The organism is Fructilactobacillus sp. X2R5C2, from assembly GCF_059901375.1.
Map to the genome: position 1 here is coordinate 392,861 of NZ_JBWXUX010000001.1, position 17,651 is coordinate 410,511.

Here is a 17,651-nt window from a genome sequence, read left to right on the forward strand (position 1 = left end):
CTGACTTGTTACCTTGCCCTGTTACTTGTGAATCAGGTTGGGCATTTTGATCCTTAGTCTGAGAATCAGCTTGTTTGGCCGTTTGATTATCGGCCTGGTTATCAGTCTTTTGATCGTTTGACTGTTGCTCGTTGATTGCTTACATCTTTTGATTGTTCAGTCTTAGTATCTGGAGCTGGCTGAACTTGTTTAGAATCATTTGGTTGATCATTCTGACTATTTTGCTCAGTTTGTGGTTCTTCTTTGACACTACTTGTTACTTGTTGGCTAGACTGATTGTCCTGCTGCTGTGAATTAGCAGCTGTAACTTGATCCGTCTTGGTCGCATTGTCGTTGGCAGTTTGCTCTGACTTAACTGGAGCAACGTTCTGGCTCTGATCAGTTTGAGTGGCTGTGCCACTGGATGCTGGTGCTTCAGTCTTAACGTCACTCGTAGCTGGCTGACTAGCAGTATCAGCACTTGCACCGATGGTCAAACCGCCAACGGTCGTGAGGGTCACAATCCCTGCGACCATCCACCGTTTGCCGGCTTTGTACATCTTAAAATGTTTCTTAGGCTCCCTATTTTGCATGAAACTTCCTCCTACGCTTTCAAACACATCTTGTGAAATGATAATGATTAACACATCACTACTAGGACACAATTAATATTAAGTAATTACTTAATACCTCAAAAGAATAACGCGATTATGCATAAACTCGGAGAAAAATGCTCAGAGCAAAGAAAGACAAAGTGTGAACAGCTTAGAGGGGTAAGACTTTCAGCACATAATAATGACAAAATGTAACCTACATAAAAACGTTACAATAACTAATTATTGTAACGTTTATGGTATTTTGATAGCTAAAATTAGTTCAAAACAAGATGATTTTAATAATAATATGATAAATATTGTTTGTTATAAATCCACATTACATAGTGGCTTCGTCAATCACAAATTATGCTTAAATAAGTAAAGAAAAATATTTACCACAATGTCTTACTAATTTCAAATTACTAAATTAAACGATAGTTCAAAATGAAATCGGCTCTAGTGATAGTCACTAGAACCGATTTTTAAAAGCAAGAAGCTATTTATTGATAATGATAAATAAAATAAATTTTGTATACAATAGAATAGAAAAGGTGTTTTAAATGCACTTACATTAGTGTATTGTAGTATATGTAGTAAGGAGGTGATGAAATTGCCTCATTTGAAAATAAAAAAGCCACGAATAACTAAGTTAACCGTCAAAATAAACTTAGCAATCATAAGCTTTAAAATTGTTTTTAAATGGTAATTCATTAAGGAGCGATTGTGCTCGCTCCTTACTACATTTTTATTATAACACATCAATATCGGAGGTATCCTTATGAAACCTAAGAAATGGAAAATTGGAAAGCACTTAACCATCGAAATGTTACCACATAAGCCCACGTGGAAAGATTGGTTAGGGTTAGCCTTGGTCATTTTAATTATTGCCCTAATTATATGGTGGTTAATCTAGCATCAAGCTTAAGACTAATAAACCAGTGCTTAAAGTACTGGCTTTTTATTTACTGGAATAAAATAAGCACTTTTAATTATCTCTTTTTATTTAAAACAATTGTATTGTAAGAAACTTTAGGGTATTATCAATTATGTAAAATAATTAATAAGAAGAAAGGACTTACATCATGAGTAAATTTATTAAAAAAGATAATTATAAAGCAATTAATGATGACGACCACCAGTCGCCCACTAGTCCAGTAAGATTACATAAAAGTTGGCTAAAAGTCATCACTGGAAGCGCCCTGGTCGCATCCGGAATGTTGGCAGTGGGAGCCTTCAATAATTCGGTTAGTGCCGACGCCCAGACTCAAACCACTAATCAACAACCAACTAGTTTTTCCAAAACTCCACAAGGCAATCAGAACCAAGTTGACCATGATCAAGCAGCCGTTGACCAAGCCCAAAAAGACGCAGCTAACGCCACTACTGATAATATCAAGAAGACCCAAGATGAAATTAATCAAACTGGGAACGACGTTAAAAAGGACCAGAGCCGGGTTGACAATGATCAACAAGCCGAAAGTAATGCCCAAGCCGCGGTAGAAAAGGCGCAAAAACACACTGAAAACACTCAACATGATCAAAACCAAGCCCAGAGCGATGTCAACAACGATCAAAATCAGCTTAATCATGATACGGATGGCGCTAATCAAGCCCAAAATGCCGTTGATAACAACGAACAGAGCACCAAGGATGCTCAACAAAAACAAAATCAAGCTGAACAACAAAAATCTGCTGCCCAGGACAACTTAAATAACTTGGACAAGTGGCAGGCCGCAACCAAGAAAAAACATGATGAAGCTGAAAAGGACGCTGCTAACGATCAGAATGCCATTCATCAAACAAACCAAGACATTAATAATGCGCAGGACCGAGTTAATAATGATAATAAGTCCATTAACAATGCCCAAGCTCAACTAAATGATTTGAAACAGTCCAAGACTGCCTTTGAACAGAACATTCATATTCCCGCAGGAATGACTTTACAGGGCTTTCAACAATGGAAAAAACAACATCCGAACGAAAACGCCGCAGATTGGTTTCACCAATTCGATAAAGCGGCCATGGCTAACAATCACTATCAACCTAGTGACATTGCCAAACAAGATGAAGTCATAGTTGGTACAAACAATACTGGAAAAACAATTCCACAGTTCACAAATTCTCAGTACTCAGATATGGAAGAATACATCAATTGGCTCATTAACCAAATGCATCACCAATTTGGCACCGCCGACGTTGAAATTGGTGGTTGGGGAATGCAACAATTTATCAATGATCTACTAAACGGTTACAACCAGGACGGATGGAATGTTGGTAAAAATGGCTATGATATGAACGCCATCAATAACGCGGCAGCTGGCAGTGGCCTTCTGACCTATCCTGGGATGAACGGTTATGAAACCGTTGCTTCTGGTTACATGAACTTTACCAACTTCACCACCATGGATGCTATCTATTCCAGGTTATACAGCATGATTATGAACCTGACGTTTAATGACAATAATTCATCAGACAGTGATGAAATGAGCCTGTTAGGCATCGACCCAGCTACGGGTAACGTTAATAACAGCAAATACATGGGAATCGGTATTGATAATTATGGCCAAATTCATCTCGTTTTTGTTAATCCAGCCCAAATTCAAAATGCTAAACAATTTAATGAGGTAACCGCCCACATCCCAACTCCAGCTACCCTGCAACGCCAAATCGATGACACTTACGAATTAATTTCGGATTACCACAAAGACTTAAGTTACGATTCGCAAACCCTCCAGAACGCACACGACAAACTGGCAGCCCTCCAAAATCAATTAGCTAATGATGTCAAAGCGGCCAAGGAAAACAATCCCGCTCAATGGTCAACTGACATTAACAAGGCGAAAGCTGAAATCAACGGTCTTAATCACCAAATCTCAAAGCAACAGATTATCAACAATAACAACGCTGCCCTTCCAGGACTGCAGCACAAACTAGCTCAGGCAAAACAACAGGTGGAAAACGACACCAACCAACTTAATAATGATCAAAACAAGTTGCAAAAAGCCACTGCTGCTAACCAACAAGCCCAAGATGATTTAGCTCGAGCCATCCAAGACCTGATTAACAAACAAAATGAGCTTACTCAGGCAGAGCAACAACTGCAAGCTGACCAGGCAAAACTGATCGCCCTCCAAAAGCAACTGATTGATTACCAAAATGAAACAAATAAATTAGCTAAAGCCAAGGCTCAAATAGCAAAATGGCAAAAACAGGCTGCAGCAAAACAAGCCGAAAGTAACAAAGCAGCTCAAAAGATCCACACCCAAATCATTAACCACGCCATTGATCAAGTTCAACAAAGTACCAAGTCACGGGCAGCATATATCAATCACCAGGATGCGGTTCATCCTGAAAACATCAAGACCAACGTAACTGGTGCCACACCAGTAAATAATGGCCAATATCGTCTAAGTAGTCAAGCAAAAGTAAATCTAACTTCTTCCACCCTTGCTTATCAATCAACATCGACTGCTAATAATACGAAAAATATAGCGCACATGGGTCAACTCCCACAAACCGGACAATCTAACACTAGTTGGTTATCCATCCTTGGGTTACTAACTACTCTGTTAGGAATCTTCGGACTGGCTCGTGACAGACGTAAATTTACCAAATAATCCTTCAAATATTCATACACTAATAAGCCCTAGTGATCGTCACTAGGGCTTATTTTTTGATTTGTTTGATAATTTGAAATTCACATTTATTTTAAATAATCGAAATTCATGAACAAATTCTCCGTAGTCTACGTATTTATCTTTAGAACAATAAAAAAGGAGAAATACTATGGAACTAAATGAATTACCACTGAATTTATGTGAACCAATGAAAAGAAAGATGAGAAACGAATTTGCCGTCGACATCAACTCCATCCTGCCGTCACAGGTGAACAGAAAGTTGACCACTTACTCCGTAAATTGGGACTCCTTACTATTATTAATTGACTTAAAAGACAAAAATAGTCAATTTAATTCACTAGTGGTCGATCGTGTTTCCGGCTTTACGTTAGTAAAACAAACCACCAACGTCTTGATGAAAGAACTATGGAAGGATAACCGCCTGTCACTAACGAAAATCAAAATGTTAGCGGCTTACTGTAAAATTAAGAAAAACATTCCGTACGTTCGAAAAGATGTCCAACTACTACGTCTCAAATCGATCGACCATTGTAAAAGAAACACCTCATGGATCGCCTATCATAACCTCCACCATGTCATCCGAATGGGCGACAATCGACTAGAGATCTACTTTAATGATCTTGCCACCCCGATTTATATCGATGGTACTTATTCATTTATTAAAAAGCAGGAAGAAACTTCTTATAAGATTAGAAGTATGGAGGAAATGATCTGTAATCAGGTTAATAATCTGTTTGGGCATCAGAAAAATTGCCATTTTAACTATCAGTCTCCAGATAATGATGACTATTTCACCGATTTAATGAAACTAATCAAATAGCCGCAATACTATTACAAAAATTAATAGAAAAAGAGCACCTTACCAATCATGGTAAAGTGCTCTTTTATTAACCAATTTCCAAAATTATTAAAAAACGATAACCACTCAAATCAGCATATGTCCATGAACATATTAATCATCATCATCCGCCCAAATACCTTGATATAACTGGCGTTAGCGAACATCAGTCGCTTTCACATGTGACAAATTGAACCTGATGTCATTTATTGAAAATGTGACAAGTTCTCAATAAATGTAACCTCTCTTATTTATTTATTTTTATTCCCAACCACATCCCTAATTGATTGATTTTGATAAGAAAAACTAATATAAATTATCATTTTAAACAAGTTTTTCCCTAGATATTTTTATCATAAGTGCTAACGTAGTGAACATTAAATGGTTGCTTTATACAATTTCAATATATTGACGAGATTGGAAAACCATTTAACAATTAAATTTTTCACCAGGAAGAAGTGGTGGTTTAGATCCAAAGATTGCTAGCAATTATGGCTCAAATTTTAATTAGGGAGGGACTCTATGTATAAAGATTCTAAATTGCATTTCAAAATGTACAAAGCTGGTAAACGATGGATGGTAGCCGGATTAGTAACTACCTTTGCTCTTGGAGGATTAACCCTAGGTGCAAGTGCTGATACCACTAATCAAGCAAACACAAGTAGTACTCCGACAGCACAGCAGTCATCACAACCAACAAGTCAAAGCCAGTCTGATCCGACAACTACAAAGTCAAATCAAAGCCAAAATGACTCTAAGTCTGATCAAACAACCAGCCAAGACAGTACATCATCAAAGACTGATCAATCTCAAACTTCTAATTCATCGAAGCAAAGTGATCAATCAAATCAACAAACAACATCACAAGATGGTCAAAAGACTCAAAATGATGCTACTCAGACTCAAGCACCACAAGCTTCACAGTCCACTCAAGCAAAAGATGTGAACAACCAATCTACAAACACTCAATCGTCAGACGTTCAAGCATCTAAACAAGAGGATTCACAGACCAAGAGTCAATCTAATGCCCCAAGCGCTCAAGCTAATCAACAACAGACATCGGATTCAAACAAGTCTGACCAAAAGAGTAGTGAGCAAGTGTCAAATGATCCATCTAAAGTTAGTGCAGCAAGTACAAATACCCCTGGCGTGGGAAAACAATCATCTAGAACAAATAACAACCTTGTTAACACAAACTTTAGTAGTAATACGGACAGTTCATTACCAGAGGGCTTAGACATTACCAGTAATGAAGTCGCCGCACCATCTAATAACAACTTTAATGAGTACGGTTCAATCGTAATTAAAAATAATATTGACGTGAATAACGCTGACGTAAGCATTAATCCTGGAGATAAAATCACGTTTAATATCGCCGATAACGATACTTCAGAAAATAACGCTAGCATGAAAAACGTCATCGACTGGAATAAGATTGCTGCTAATGGTGGCGAAGATTACGGTCACCTAGTGGTGGATGAAAACGCAGGAACGGCTTCATTTGTTTTTGATAAACAGATTGCCCTAACAACTGGTAGTTTTTCATTCAATCTGAACGTTCCCTTTCAATCCAACGATAACGTTAAATCATCTAGTAATATCTTCTCGACGGATTTCCAACAAGGGAATTCTAGTTATTCACTAAATAAATTTAATTACAATTACAAGGCTTCATCCAACGATGTGTCGCCTGATCGAGTCCAAGCTCCTTCTTTACTTCCAGGACTTAATTATGGTGGTGTAACTCCATACGATGGACCAACCGCGGATAATCCAGTTGGCAACACCAATTCAACTACCCTCTTTGATTCTAGCAAGGGTGATAAACCAAGCTTTTGTAATGTTCTTTATCCAAATAATTCTTCACCTAGCGCTACCTACAATAATCTAACCGGAAGAACTTACACGGTTGAAATCAAAGGAAATGGTGCTTCATTTGACCTAAGTGGTTTACGCTTTGGACTACCTAAAGCCGATACACCATACGCACTCAGTTGGGCAGGCAAGTACGCTGGTCAATGGATTACTCTAGATCAGTTAAACGAAGTCTTGCCTGGTGTCACTGCATCAGTCAATCAGATTAATGATAATGATGCCAAATTAATGCTTAGTTTCCCTAACGGATCATCACTTCAATATCTCCAATTCACTGGTAACTTTGTTGCTCCTGATATTGACGACACTTATACCGCTAACTTCGGGTATCAAGATGATCAAAAGACGGATTCAAATAATTCCTTAAATGAACCCTTCCAATATGAGGACAACAATAAGCATGGCTTCTTCCCAACCATTACCGCAAGTGATAAGTCAATCAATGCTGACACTTTCGATCCTAACAACTTAAACAGTTATTTGATGGATGGTACCAGTGTCAATGATGTCCAAGATGGACAAAACAATGACAAAATTACGATTGATAATGATGATGCTTTAAAAGATGCCATTACTAATCACAAGCAGGTACCTACACCGTTACTTATGAAACCACCAATTCAAAGGGCTTAACAAGTTACAAGTCCGTCAACGTAACGGTTTACCTCAGTCAAGACGTCACTGATTCAGCTACAGGAACCAACACCATTCACTACGTCGATCAATCTGGCAAGAGTGTCGCTCCTGATAAAGTTATCACCGCCCACTTCTCCAGAACCGGTAAACAAGATCCAAAAACTAATCAAGTTACCTGGAATGATTGGACTAGTGACGACAATAACTATGATGTCACTTCACCTGACGTGAATAATATGACTCCAGATAAGAAGCAAGTTAGTGGAACCATTGCTCGTGGTGAAAACGATTCCGAACAAGTGGTTTATTCCGATAACACTGAAGCTGTAACTGACCAAGCTACCGGCCAAAAGACCATTAATTACGTTGATAGTAATGGTAAAGAATTGGCACCATCGAAGACGGTCACCGCCCACTTCACTCGAACTGGAACTAAAAACCTTCAAACTGGCGATACTGCTTGGAACAACTGGACAAGTACTGACAGTAATTACGATGTCAATTCACCAGTAATTAATAATATGACTCCTGACAAGCAGCAGGTTAGTGGAACCATCACTCGAGATGAGAATGATTCGGAAAATGTGACCTATTCCGATAACACTGAAGCCGTAACTGATCAAACTTCTGGTCAAAAGACCATTAATTACGTTGATAATAATGGCAAAGAAGTCACTCCTCCTACTACAGTTACCGCTCACTTTACCCGAACAGGCACTAAAGATCTTAAAACTGGCGATATCTCATGGAATCATTGGACCAGCGATGATAGTAATTACAATGTAGCCTCACCTGTAATTCACAACATGACACCAAGTCAGAATAAAGTCGAAGGAACGATTACTCCCGGTGAAAATGACTCAGAAACAGTCACTTACTCCACCCAAGCCGGAACGATTGCTACTCCAACTAAGAATAATCATATCAACAATCCAAACCAATCTTTGTCAGTCACAAAGAAAACTCCTACTTCTCATACCAACAAATCTGGTTCTCAAACCACAAATCACACCTTGACTAACACTCGGAAACAAAGCAAATTACCACAAACTGGTCAAAACTCTAATAATATCTTAAGTACTATCGGAGCAGCTTTGCTATCTCTTCTCGGTTTCCTTGTATTAGGTAAATGGTTTAAGGATCAAAGAAACAAGTAATATTTTCCTTAGAATGTTGTTTCCGCTAAAACGCATATAGAAACTGTGGGACATGGCCTTGTATTCACCGCAAGGCCATGTCCTTTTCAAAAGTTGGTAATTGTTTGAGGTTAGGCTACATTGCTCTATCAAAAGATAGAGTACTCCTATCATCGTTGGTCCAATGATTCCATGAGATGTCCCTAGTTTTAAAATCTCTAGTAAATAGTTAAGATTAGTTCTTTGTAAGATTTGTTAACATATATTTTAGCACTCATGAGTGAAATGTGATAATTTTTGTAACATAAAACAGGACCTATTGTTAGATTCAAATCCAACATAGGTCCTGTTTTTATTATAAGAACATTTATTAACAACATACTCAGAATTAAAAATCAATTTTTATACAATTCTTTTAGTGTTTTTCCATTTTGATCATGCCAAAGTATTAATCCATTAGCACTACTTTTATAAACGATTCTGGCAGCTTGCGAAGGTGAATGAAATTTATACTCCCTTTGAAATGTATCCCTATTTAAAACATTAGAATCTTCTAAATCTTTTAATAACTCAGAATCAGAAAAAGATTTAGTTATTTTCAGTGGAGAGACTCTAGATCCCTTCTTTACAGTAAAACTACCATCACTATTATAAATACCCGTGGCATCACTGTCTCTTCCATTCATATATAAATAATCATTAACTTCCATTAAATTATCATGATGACCATTATTACTAAAAACTGAAAATCCAAAGGAATTTAATAAAAGATCAATTTTTTCAAATATATTTTTTAAATCATATCTTCTAGACTCTTCAACAAACGATTTGTGTGGAGTATTTCCATTATATAATTCTCTGATATTTGCCTTGTCAGCTTTTTGGTACATCAGATTTTCAAGATATTTGATATCTGCTTTAGATAGTTGATGATCCCTATTATTAACTACGAAAGCAACCGCAATTGTCCACCAAGGTTCATTATTTAAATGTTGATTAAGTCGACGTCCCACGTCTTCAGCTTCGCCAATATAAACAGTCCTTTTAGTTAGAGAACTATCAAATAAGGTATAAACACCATTCCAACTTAACTCTTCACGATTTTGGACAACTCTTTTTAAAACGTCTCTTGGTATATAAAATGCCTGAATTGTCTGATTTGTTATTTCTGATATTCTAAATCCACTGGGATCACCATCTGGAAAGAATGTTTTTATAGTAAATGGTTCCAATTATCTATCCTCAATATTTCTTATATGATTTAAGATTATAAGTTTAATGATATTACGTCAAATAAACTCATTGATGAAATTCTTGTGAAACAATATTGTGAAAGTATTTGTTAATTTATATCAATAAAACTTCTTACGTTCATTGGCAGCGATAAGTTGTTCAATTGAACTCATAAACAATCCAATTTTCTTTTGTTCTGTAATACTAGGAACATCCAAAGGCATGTTAAAAAAATCTATACTTGAAACATTTAATAGTCCATGATTTCTTGCTCCTTCAGTAGCAACACTACGGATATAATTATTCCATTTACCAGTATTAAAGTAATACTTTAAATATAATGAATTAATATTTCTAGAATTTATTCTAAAAATTATATAAATACTAGATACAATTCCATTTTTATATCTTTCGAGCCTCTTTATTGCTCCCAAGGGATAGTTTTTAGAATAACTTTTGTTATAAGCAAAGTCACCGTTTTCTAAAACAATGTAATTTTTTGTATTTTTACTGGCAACTATTTTATTAAAGAATTTATTTTGAGCAATTAGTCCATTTTCACCAGATATTGTTAGTGGATTTCTAACCAATTCATTTGTGTTTTTCTTTGTTATCCTATTAGATACTTCATTTAACTTACGCTGCTCCCAAGGATCAGTAAATCCCTTAAATCTAATTTTTGGAGTCATTTCTTCATTTTTCATTTAAACAGCCCCTTAATTTGCTCAAGCTGCTGTTGAGCGACAGCATCCTGACCTACAAGATCGTCTAACATCCCTGATATGTCAGTTTCTAGTCCACTAATTTCTTTATTAGTAGATTGAATATCTGATACTAATTTATCAACATCGACAGGAGGTTCTTCCTCAAAAGTATCAACATAACGAGGAATATTAAGGTTAAATTCATTCTCCTTAATTTCGTCTAAATCAGCTTTATGCGCGTATCTATCTACGTCTTCGCGTTTCTTATAAGTTTCAACAATTTTATCAATGTCCTGCTGACGCAAAACGTTTTGGTTCTTACCCTTTTCAAAATCACTCGATGCATCAATAAAGAAAATGTCTTTATTAGTGCGATGTTTAGAAAACACTAAAATGACAGTTGGAATTGAAGTCGAATAGAAAAGCTTTGCTGGAAGCCCAACAACAGCATCTAAATAATTTTTTTCAATCAAAGTTTTTCTAATGGTACCTTCAGCTCCACCACGAAATAAAACACCGTGTGGTAAAACGATCGCCATTTTACCTTCGTTGGATAAATGATAGATGGCATGAAGAACAAAAGCAAAGTCAGCTTTTGATTTAGGTGCTAAACGACCAAAATCTCTAAAACGTGGATCTTTCATCTTGCGTTCATTATTGTCCCAATGGGCAGAATAAGGAGGATTAGCAACTACGGCGTCAAAGTTTCTTGGATGATCAACACCATCGCTGTCCATTCCGTCTGGCCAATCCATTTCCAAAGTATCAGCGTTTCGTAAGTCCATATTTTGATATTCAACACCGTGCATCATAAGGTTCATCCGAGCCAAGTTGTAAGTTGTCGTGTTTAATTCTTGTCCGAAGAAACTAACTCGACCTTCATAACCCTTATGCTTTAAAACATCTTGAACAGTCAAAAGTAATGATCCAGATCCCATAGCAGGATCATAAACCGTAAACTGATGATCAATTCCATTAAAATCAGAAGTGGCTAATTCCGCTAACAATTTAGAAACTTCGTGAGGCGTATAGAACTCACCCGCTTTTTTACCAGAACTACTAGCAAATTTCGCAATTAAATACTCATAAACGTCCCCAAGAATATCGTGTCCATCAGCGTCATTGTAGTTAAACTTATTAACCATCTTAACGATGTTATTGAGTGCCCGTGCTCTGGAACTCATGTTATTTCCTAAACGGGAATTGTTTAGATTCATATCAGTGAAAATTCCACTAAAGTCTTGACGAGCTTCTTTATTGATTTGAGCATTACGATTAAAATCATCAAACATTTCCTGAAAATCAGTGGCCGTAATTGTGCCATCTTCGACCCTTTGATTAATAGTGGCCCAGGTATACTGGGGTGCAATTGCGTATCCGAGTGAATCGGCTGCATCTTCCAAATAATCCTTTAAACTATCAGGATCCTCTTTGACGGCTTTTACATATGCATCATTAATGGTTTCTCCATCCTGTAAATCAAATAAATCCGCATTCTTTTGATACTGTTCTTGACGTTCTGATAAGTAACGGTAGAACATAAAGCCCAGAATGTAATTTCGATACTCACTAGCATCCATATTCCCACGAAGTTCATTCGCCATTGCCCATAGTTCAGAAGTTATATCTTGTGCTTCTTTTGCTTGTCTTTCAGCCATTTTTATCTCTTTTCTACTTTTAATATTCTTGAGTCAATTTATCTGCGAATTTTTCAACTGCCTTACGTAAATTTATTCTGTATTTAATCTTTGAAAGTTTTTTAACTTCTGGATCAATTGCATCCTGTTGATAATAATTTTGGGCCAAATTGATGATTTTCTTCAGTTCTCCATTATTATCAAGGTCATCATTTCCATAAATATGACGATCTAAGATCTTATTAAACAAATCTTTAGTTCCATCAGCATCAACAAATCCATACTTTTGACGAAATTTTAAAATTTCACTTCGACGTGACAAGTCTTCCTGATTATCCATTAAGTCTTTCATGTCATCACCATTTAATGGATATGAGCCAAGTTTGGATTTATCAATTTCATCATTTTTAATGGCTTCGGCAGTTCGTTTGATTTTTTGAGCATATTTCTCTTCAACTTGATCAGCAAGCTCATTTAACTTGTTGTATGTTTCCACAGCACCATCTTCATTTTCATCGTTAACTTGATTTGCAAGCTGGGCTAGGAGTTCCCTGAGATAATCATAGTCAACGTCAATTTCATTAATGTGTTCCATTTTAAAATCAACATCAAAATCAGGATCATCTTTTTTAAACGTATTCTTTAATTCACGCTGAATCTTGGTCGTTAAAGCAACTTCTTGATCCTCCGAAATTCCTAGTTTATCCAATAAATCATTGGGATGGTCATAATCATACTCGTCATATTGTTTCAGAGCCACCACATTATTATTGTAAGTTCTGAGTAACTTTAAGGTTTCCTTATCTTCATCTTGGCTAGGTGAAATATATTGAAACCCATTCGTTAATGTATCCAACTTATCAACTACTTCAGCTGTTTCCGAAATCTTGTCATGAAAATCAGGCTGGATGACATCATCATCTGCATCCTGTCCAATTGGAAGTTTTGTTTGATAATTAGCTGAATCTTTGTTGGCGTAAACTGCTAAAGCATCATTCATCAAATCTTCAGACAACTTGGGCCAACGATAATTAATGATTCGGCCAAATCGTTTATAGTTTGAATCCTGAATTCGGTTAGTTCGTGAATATGCTTGAATTAAATTTGCCCCTCGCAAAGTTCGGTCAACATATAACGTATTTAATGTAGGAGCATCGAATCCTGTCAAAAGTTGATCCACTACAATTACTAGATCAAGATAGTTTTTATCGGGGTTACTTTGATTCAGCCGTGACATGACGTCTTCACGATATTCTTTAATCGTTTTAGCACCAAAGTTCGTACCAAAAGTTTGATTATATTGTTCTATAGCTTCATTTAAATTTTTATTGGTTTCATTCATGTTGTCATGATTAGAATTATCATTACTAAAAGTCACAGCAACTTTTAAAGGATGATCAGAATTAGTTGTTTTTTTAGTAATGGCATCATAATACATCTTGGCCATTTTAGATGACGAAGCCATCCCACCAACATGAGTGGTCAAAATGGCACTATACTTATAATTCACAGAACGATTCTTCCACTTAGAGATAATATCATCGGCCACTTTATTAATATGGTCTTCGTTGTAGTCATAAACACTACTCGATACTTGATCGTCCATATCAGCTTGGGTAAGGTTATTAATTTTATTATCAATTTTTTCTTGAGACCATTTAGGATACTTTTGCCGATAGAATTCAGGCAAATACTGGGTTCTTAAAGTGGATTCTGGCAAAGTCGTGTTAAAGTCAACTTTAAATCCAAGTACATTATGATCAGCAATCGCTTGACGGATGGTATAGGCATGAAGTAAATCACCAAAAATCTCTTGGGTCGTGGGACCATCACTTTTACCATTTTCATCAGCAAACTTTGGTGTCCCTGTGTAACCTACCCATTCAGAGTGTGGAAAGGCGTCTTTAGCACGTTGTAACATATCACCACTAGTAGAACGATGTGCTTCATCGACAATGAACAAAACATTTTTGTCAGGTAATTTGGCTTTTCTTTGAACTAATTTATCTAACTTCTGAATTGATGTAACGACGATTCCATTACCATTACTTTTCAATTTTTTGGCTAAATCTCGGACATTAGCAGTATTATCAACCACACCATTTTTATTATTATCGTCACTATCAGGATCATAAGCAGAATAACTTTCAGCCGTTTGTTGCGTTAAAGCCCGCCGATCAACGATGAAGACAACTTTATCAACATTAGGAAGACGTGATGCTAGCCAAGCTGTTTTAAAACTACTAATAGTCTTACCCGATCCTGTGGTATGCCAAATATACCCTAATTTTTGATCTGCCTTTTCAAAGGTAGCTGTTTTTAACTTATTAATGACTCGTTTAGTGGCATAAACTTGATAGGGACGCATGACCTTAATACTTTGATGTCCCCTAGATCCATCTAAAATCATATAATTAGTTGCCATTTCGTGCGCCATGGGAATGGATAACACACGATTACTAAAATCACGCCAGTTTGATACTGGTTCATTATTACTTTCTTTCTCCCATTGAAAAGCAAAATCAGTATTGAAATCATCATAAGGAGTATTAGCCATGTAACGTGTTTCATTTGGTGTCATCCCAACCAAAATCTGAAGAGTTGAAAAAATATCAGTATACTGACCCTCATCAATGTATTGTTGCATTTGATTAAAAGCTTCTTTAACAGGATGATCCGCTCGCTTTTCTTCAATTTGGATAATAGGAAGACCATTAATCAGCATTGTGACATCAAAACGGCGATCCCTTCTTCCAGAAATTTTAGCGGGTCTTTCAATTTGATTAACTACTTGATAAATATTATCTCCAGCACCAATTTGATCCTGTTTAAAAACCGTCAAAATCGCTTGTTTTCCATTATCTAAGTCAACGCTTACTTCAGATTGACCATTAAATCCATACAAAAAACGACCTGCCATGTATGGAGTATGAAGATCTTCAATTTGACGTCTGACCTGGGCAAATTCATTATTACTGAGTGGGCTTTCTAATTTATCTTGATTATGTTGTTCAAGAATCTTTTTGAAGTTGTCCCATAATTGATCAGTAGTTTTGATATTAGGTTCGTATTGCCATTGCTTATCATTTCCAATTTTAGTTAAATGATCGATTAATTCGTCTTCAAATCCTAATTCTGATTTCATATAAAAGTTACCATCCCATAGTTTTAAAAAATTGTATACACAATGTGAATTTTATCATTAAAGAAAACAGGAATCAAAATCATTACTAAATATAGTTAATATGTAAACGTAAAAATAAAATTATAAATATATATTCTCATAGTAACGAAAAATATATTATTGATGACAGATTTATATCACTAACTTTACACCAATTACTCCTTACCCCATTATGCTTATCATAGTTATATATTTACTGAACAAGTAAAAATTTTATAAACTCAAACAAAAAATATTGTTTCAATTCCCAACATAAAGGCAACAAAAGTTATAAATCTTCTAAAAATATATACAAAATAAAGGACATCTTAATTAGACAATTAAGATGTCTTTTTTATTAACTGACTTTTAAATTTTGTTCTCCTACATCTATCAACCATCAGAGTGCAATGAGTATAACATCACAAATGTAACCGCTTGCAAAAAAATATAATAGTAACTATAAATAACTATGTTGGAATGTTTATTTTAACTTATAGGAGATTAAATTATGAAAAATATAAAATGGTGGCAAAATGCTGTAGTATATCAGGTTTATCCAAAAAGTTTTCAAGATAGTAACGGAGATGGAATAGGTGATATTCAGGGAATTATTAATCGTTTAAATTATATAAAAAAATTAGGAGTTGATGTTATATGGTTAAATCCAGTTTATAAAACTCCAGATGTGGATGGAGGATACGATATCTCTAATTATCAAAAAATCAATCCTGTACTAGGAACAATGGATGATTTTAATGAACTTCTAAAGGAATCGCACAAATTAGGACTAAAAATTATGATGGATTTAGTTGTTAATCATACTTCTGATCAGAATAAATGGTTCCAGGAAAGCAAAAAATCAAAAAACAATTTTTACCGAGACTATTATTTTTGGCGTGATCCAAAAAACGAACATGAACCTAATAATTGGGGATCATACTTTTCTGGCTCTGCTTGGGAATTTGATAAAAAAACTAAACAATATTATTTACACTTATTTGCCAAAGAGCAACCCGATTTGAATTGGAAAAATCCAAAATTAAGAGATTCAATATTTAAAATGATGAATTGGTGGGGTAATAAGGGAATTGATGGATTCAGAATGGATGTTATTTCACAAATCTCAAAACCTGACGGATTACCTAATGCGCCCAAATCAGACAAAGAAATGACTTATGGAAATCCTAGTCCATTAATAGAAAATGGACCACATGTTCATGAATATTTAAAAGAAATGAATCGAAAAGTATTAAAAAAATTTAATTGGATAACTGTAGGTGAAACTGGTGGGGCTACTCCTGATGAAGCCAAAAAGTACGCTAATTTAGACAATTCTGAATTAAACATGGTATTTCAATTCGAACATATGAATTTAGATGCAAATAAGGATCCTAACTTAGGTAAATGGAATGATGAACAAACAACCCTATCAAGATTACGTGATAATTTAACTAAATGGCAACAACAACTATATGGAAAAGCTTGGAATTCTCTTTATTGGAATAATCATGATCAACCTCGTGTCGTTTCAAGATTTGGAAATGATTCATCTAAATATCGTATTTATTCAGCTAAAATGTTGGCTGCAGTTTTACATTTCATGCAGGGAACACCTTATATTTATCAAGGTGAAGAACTTGGAATGACTAATACTAGCTTTAATAATTTAAAAGACTTTAAAGATCTTGAATCTATAAATGCATATCATGAACTAGTAGAAAAAAATCACTTAGTTTCTTCAGAGAAAATGATGAAATATTTAAATTTCAAATCCAGAGATAATGCTAGAACACCAATGCAATGGAACAATGAAAAAAACGCTGGTTTCACCACTGGAAAACCATGGATTCCAATAAATAAAAATTATTCAAAAATTAATGCAGCTTTACAAATAAATGACGAAAAATCTATTTTTTCATTTTACCACCAACTAATTAAATTAAGACATACTATGCCAATTATTACTTTAGGTACATACAAATTACTACCTGGTAACAAAACTGATGATGAAATATTTGCTTATGAGCGTGAATACAAAAATGAAAAAATAATTGTTATAGCTAACTTTACGGATCACGAAGTAAAACGTAATTATCATTTAAGTCAACATAAGAAAATTTTAATTAAAAATTACTCTACTAATGATAAAGAAGACACTTTAAGACCATATGAAGTTAAGGCTTACAAAATTTAAGATTAAGTTCTTGAAAGGA

Annotated in this window: 11 protein-coding genes; 6 read left to right on the forward strand and 5 right to left on the reverse strand. The window is 35.2% G+C overall.

Translation table 11 applies throughout. The features are described from left to right. Positions 1-101 precede the first annotated feature (101 nt). Complete coding sequence (locus AC6UD2_RS02005; protein WP_500697869.1) at positions 102-572, reverse strand: KxYKxGKxW signal peptide domain-containing protein; 471 nt, start codon at positions 570-572, stop codon at positions 102-104. A gap of 781 nt (positions 573-1,353) precedes the next feature. On the opposite strand from AC6UD2_RS02005, the gene AC6UD2_RS02010 reads away from it, so the two are divergent. The 5 genes from AC6UD2_RS02010 to AC6UD2_RS02030 all read left to right on the forward strand — a co-directional run bounded on the left by AC6UD2_RS02010 (position 1,354) and on the right by AC6UD2_RS02030 (position 8,719). Continuing rightward, entirely contained in the window at positions 1,354-1,488 is a 135-nt protein-coding gene (locus tag AC6UD2_RS02010) for a hypothetical protein (RefSeq protein ID WP_010022262.1), read from the forward strand. 169 nt (positions 1,489-1,657) lie between these two features. Further along, on the forward strand, positions 1,658-4,192 hold the full coding sequence (locus tag AC6UD2_RS02015; protein WP_500697870.1) for an SEC10/PgrA surface exclusion domain-containing protein: 2,535 nt from the start codon (positions 1,658-1,660) through the stop codon (positions 4,190-4,192). Positions 4,193-4,361: 169 nt separating this feature from the next. After that, positions 4,362-5,033, forward strand: a complete 672-nt coding sequence (locus AC6UD2_RS02020) for a hypothetical protein (RefSeq protein WP_500697871.1) — start codon at positions 4,362-4,364, stop codon at positions 5,031-5,033. A 540-nt stretch (positions 5,034-5,573) separates the two neighbouring features. Beyond that, positions 5,574-7,559, forward strand: a complete 1,986-nt coding sequence (locus AC6UD2_RS02025; protein ID WP_500697872.1) for a KxYKxGKxW signal peptide domain-containing protein — start codon at positions 5,574-5,576, stop codon at positions 7,557-7,559. 74 nt (positions 7,560-7,633) lie between these two features. Then, on the forward strand, positions 7,634-8,719 hold the full coding sequence (locus AC6UD2_RS02030) for a mucin-binding protein (protein ID WP_500697931.1): 1,086 nt from the start codon (positions 7,634-7,636) through the stop codon (positions 8,717-8,719). Between the two features lie 374 nt (positions 8,720-9,093). Here the strand turns inward: AC6UD2_RS02030 and AC6UD2_RS02035 are convergent, their stop codons facing one another. The 4 genes from AC6UD2_RS02035 to AC6UD2_RS02050 form a co-directional block, all read right to left on the reverse strand. Further along, positions 9,094-9,930 carry a GIY-YIG nuclease family protein gene (locus AC6UD2_RS02035; RefSeq protein ID WP_500697873.1) on the reverse strand — a complete coding sequence of 279 codons (837 nt, stop codon included), beginning with the start codon at positions 9,928-9,930 and terminating at the stop codon, positions 9,094-9,096. A 120-nt stretch (positions 9,931-10,050) separates the two neighbouring features. Next, the gene (locus AC6UD2_RS02040) at positions 10,051-10,635 is read right to left on the reverse strand and encodes a restriction endonuclease subunit S domain-containing protein (protein ID WP_500697874.1); all 585 of its coding nucleotides are present in this window, start codon (positions 10,633-10,635) and stop codon (positions 10,051-10,053) included. Beyond that, a complete protein-coding gene (locus tag AC6UD2_RS02045; protein ID WP_500697875.1) occupies positions 10,632-12,293 on the reverse strand; it encodes a type I restriction-modification system subunit M in 1,662 nt (553 codons plus the stop codon). Before AC6UD2_RS02045 ends, AC6UD2_RS02040 begins: the two co-directional genes overlap by 4 nt. A 19-nt stretch (positions 12,294-12,312) precedes the next feature. After that, complete coding sequence (locus tag AC6UD2_RS02050; protein WP_500697876.1) at positions 12,313-15,417, reverse strand: type I restriction endonuclease subunit R; 3,105 nt, start codon at positions 15,415-15,417, stop codon at positions 12,313-12,315. Between the two features lie 529 nt (positions 15,418-15,946). On the opposite strand from AC6UD2_RS02050, the gene AC6UD2_RS02055 reads away from it, so the two are divergent. After that, positions 15,947-17,632, forward strand: coding sequence for a glycoside hydrolase family 13 protein (locus AC6UD2_RS02055; protein WP_500697877.1), 1,686 nt, complete (start codon positions 15,947-15,949; stop codon positions 17,630-17,632). Positions 17,633-17,651: the final 19 nt, after the last annotated feature.

Excerpts from the sequence above, each read along its gene's own strand:
- AC6UD2_RS02005 (WP_500697869.1), bottom strand. The coding sequence starts at position 572 with ATGCAAAATAGGGAGCCTAAGAAACATTTTAAGATGTACAAAGCCGGC.
- AC6UD2_RS02010 (WP_010022262.1), top strand. The coding sequence starts at position 1,354 with ATGAAACCTAAGAAATGGAAAATTGGAAAGCACTTAACCATCGAAATG.
- AC6UD2_RS02015 (WP_500697870.1), top strand. The coding sequence starts at position 1,658 with ATGAGTAAATTTATTAAAAAAGATAATTATAAAGCAATTAATGATGAC.
- AC6UD2_RS02020 (WP_500697871.1), top strand. The coding sequence starts at position 4,362 with ATGGAACTAAATGAATTACCACTGAATTTATGTGAACCAATGAAAAGA.
- AC6UD2_RS02025 (WP_500697872.1), top strand. The coding sequence starts at position 5,574 with ATGTATAAAGATTCTAAATTGCATTTCAAAATGTACAAAGCTGGTAAA.
- AC6UD2_RS02040 (WP_500697874.1), bottom strand. The coding sequence starts at position 10,635 with ATGAAAAATGAAGAAATGACTCCAAAAATTAGATTTAAGGGATTTACT.
- AC6UD2_RS02045 (WP_500697875.1), bottom strand. The coding sequence starts at position 12,293 with ATGGCTGAAAGACAAGCAAAAGAAGCACAAGATATAACTTCTGAACTA.
- AC6UD2_RS02050 (WP_500697876.1), bottom strand. The coding sequence starts at position 15,417 with ATGAAATCAGAATTAGGATTTGAAGACGAATTAATCGATCATTTAACT.
- AC6UD2_RS02055 (WP_500697877.1), top strand. The coding sequence starts at position 15,947 with ATGAAAAATATAAAATGGTGGCAAAATGCTGTAGTATATCAGGTTTAT.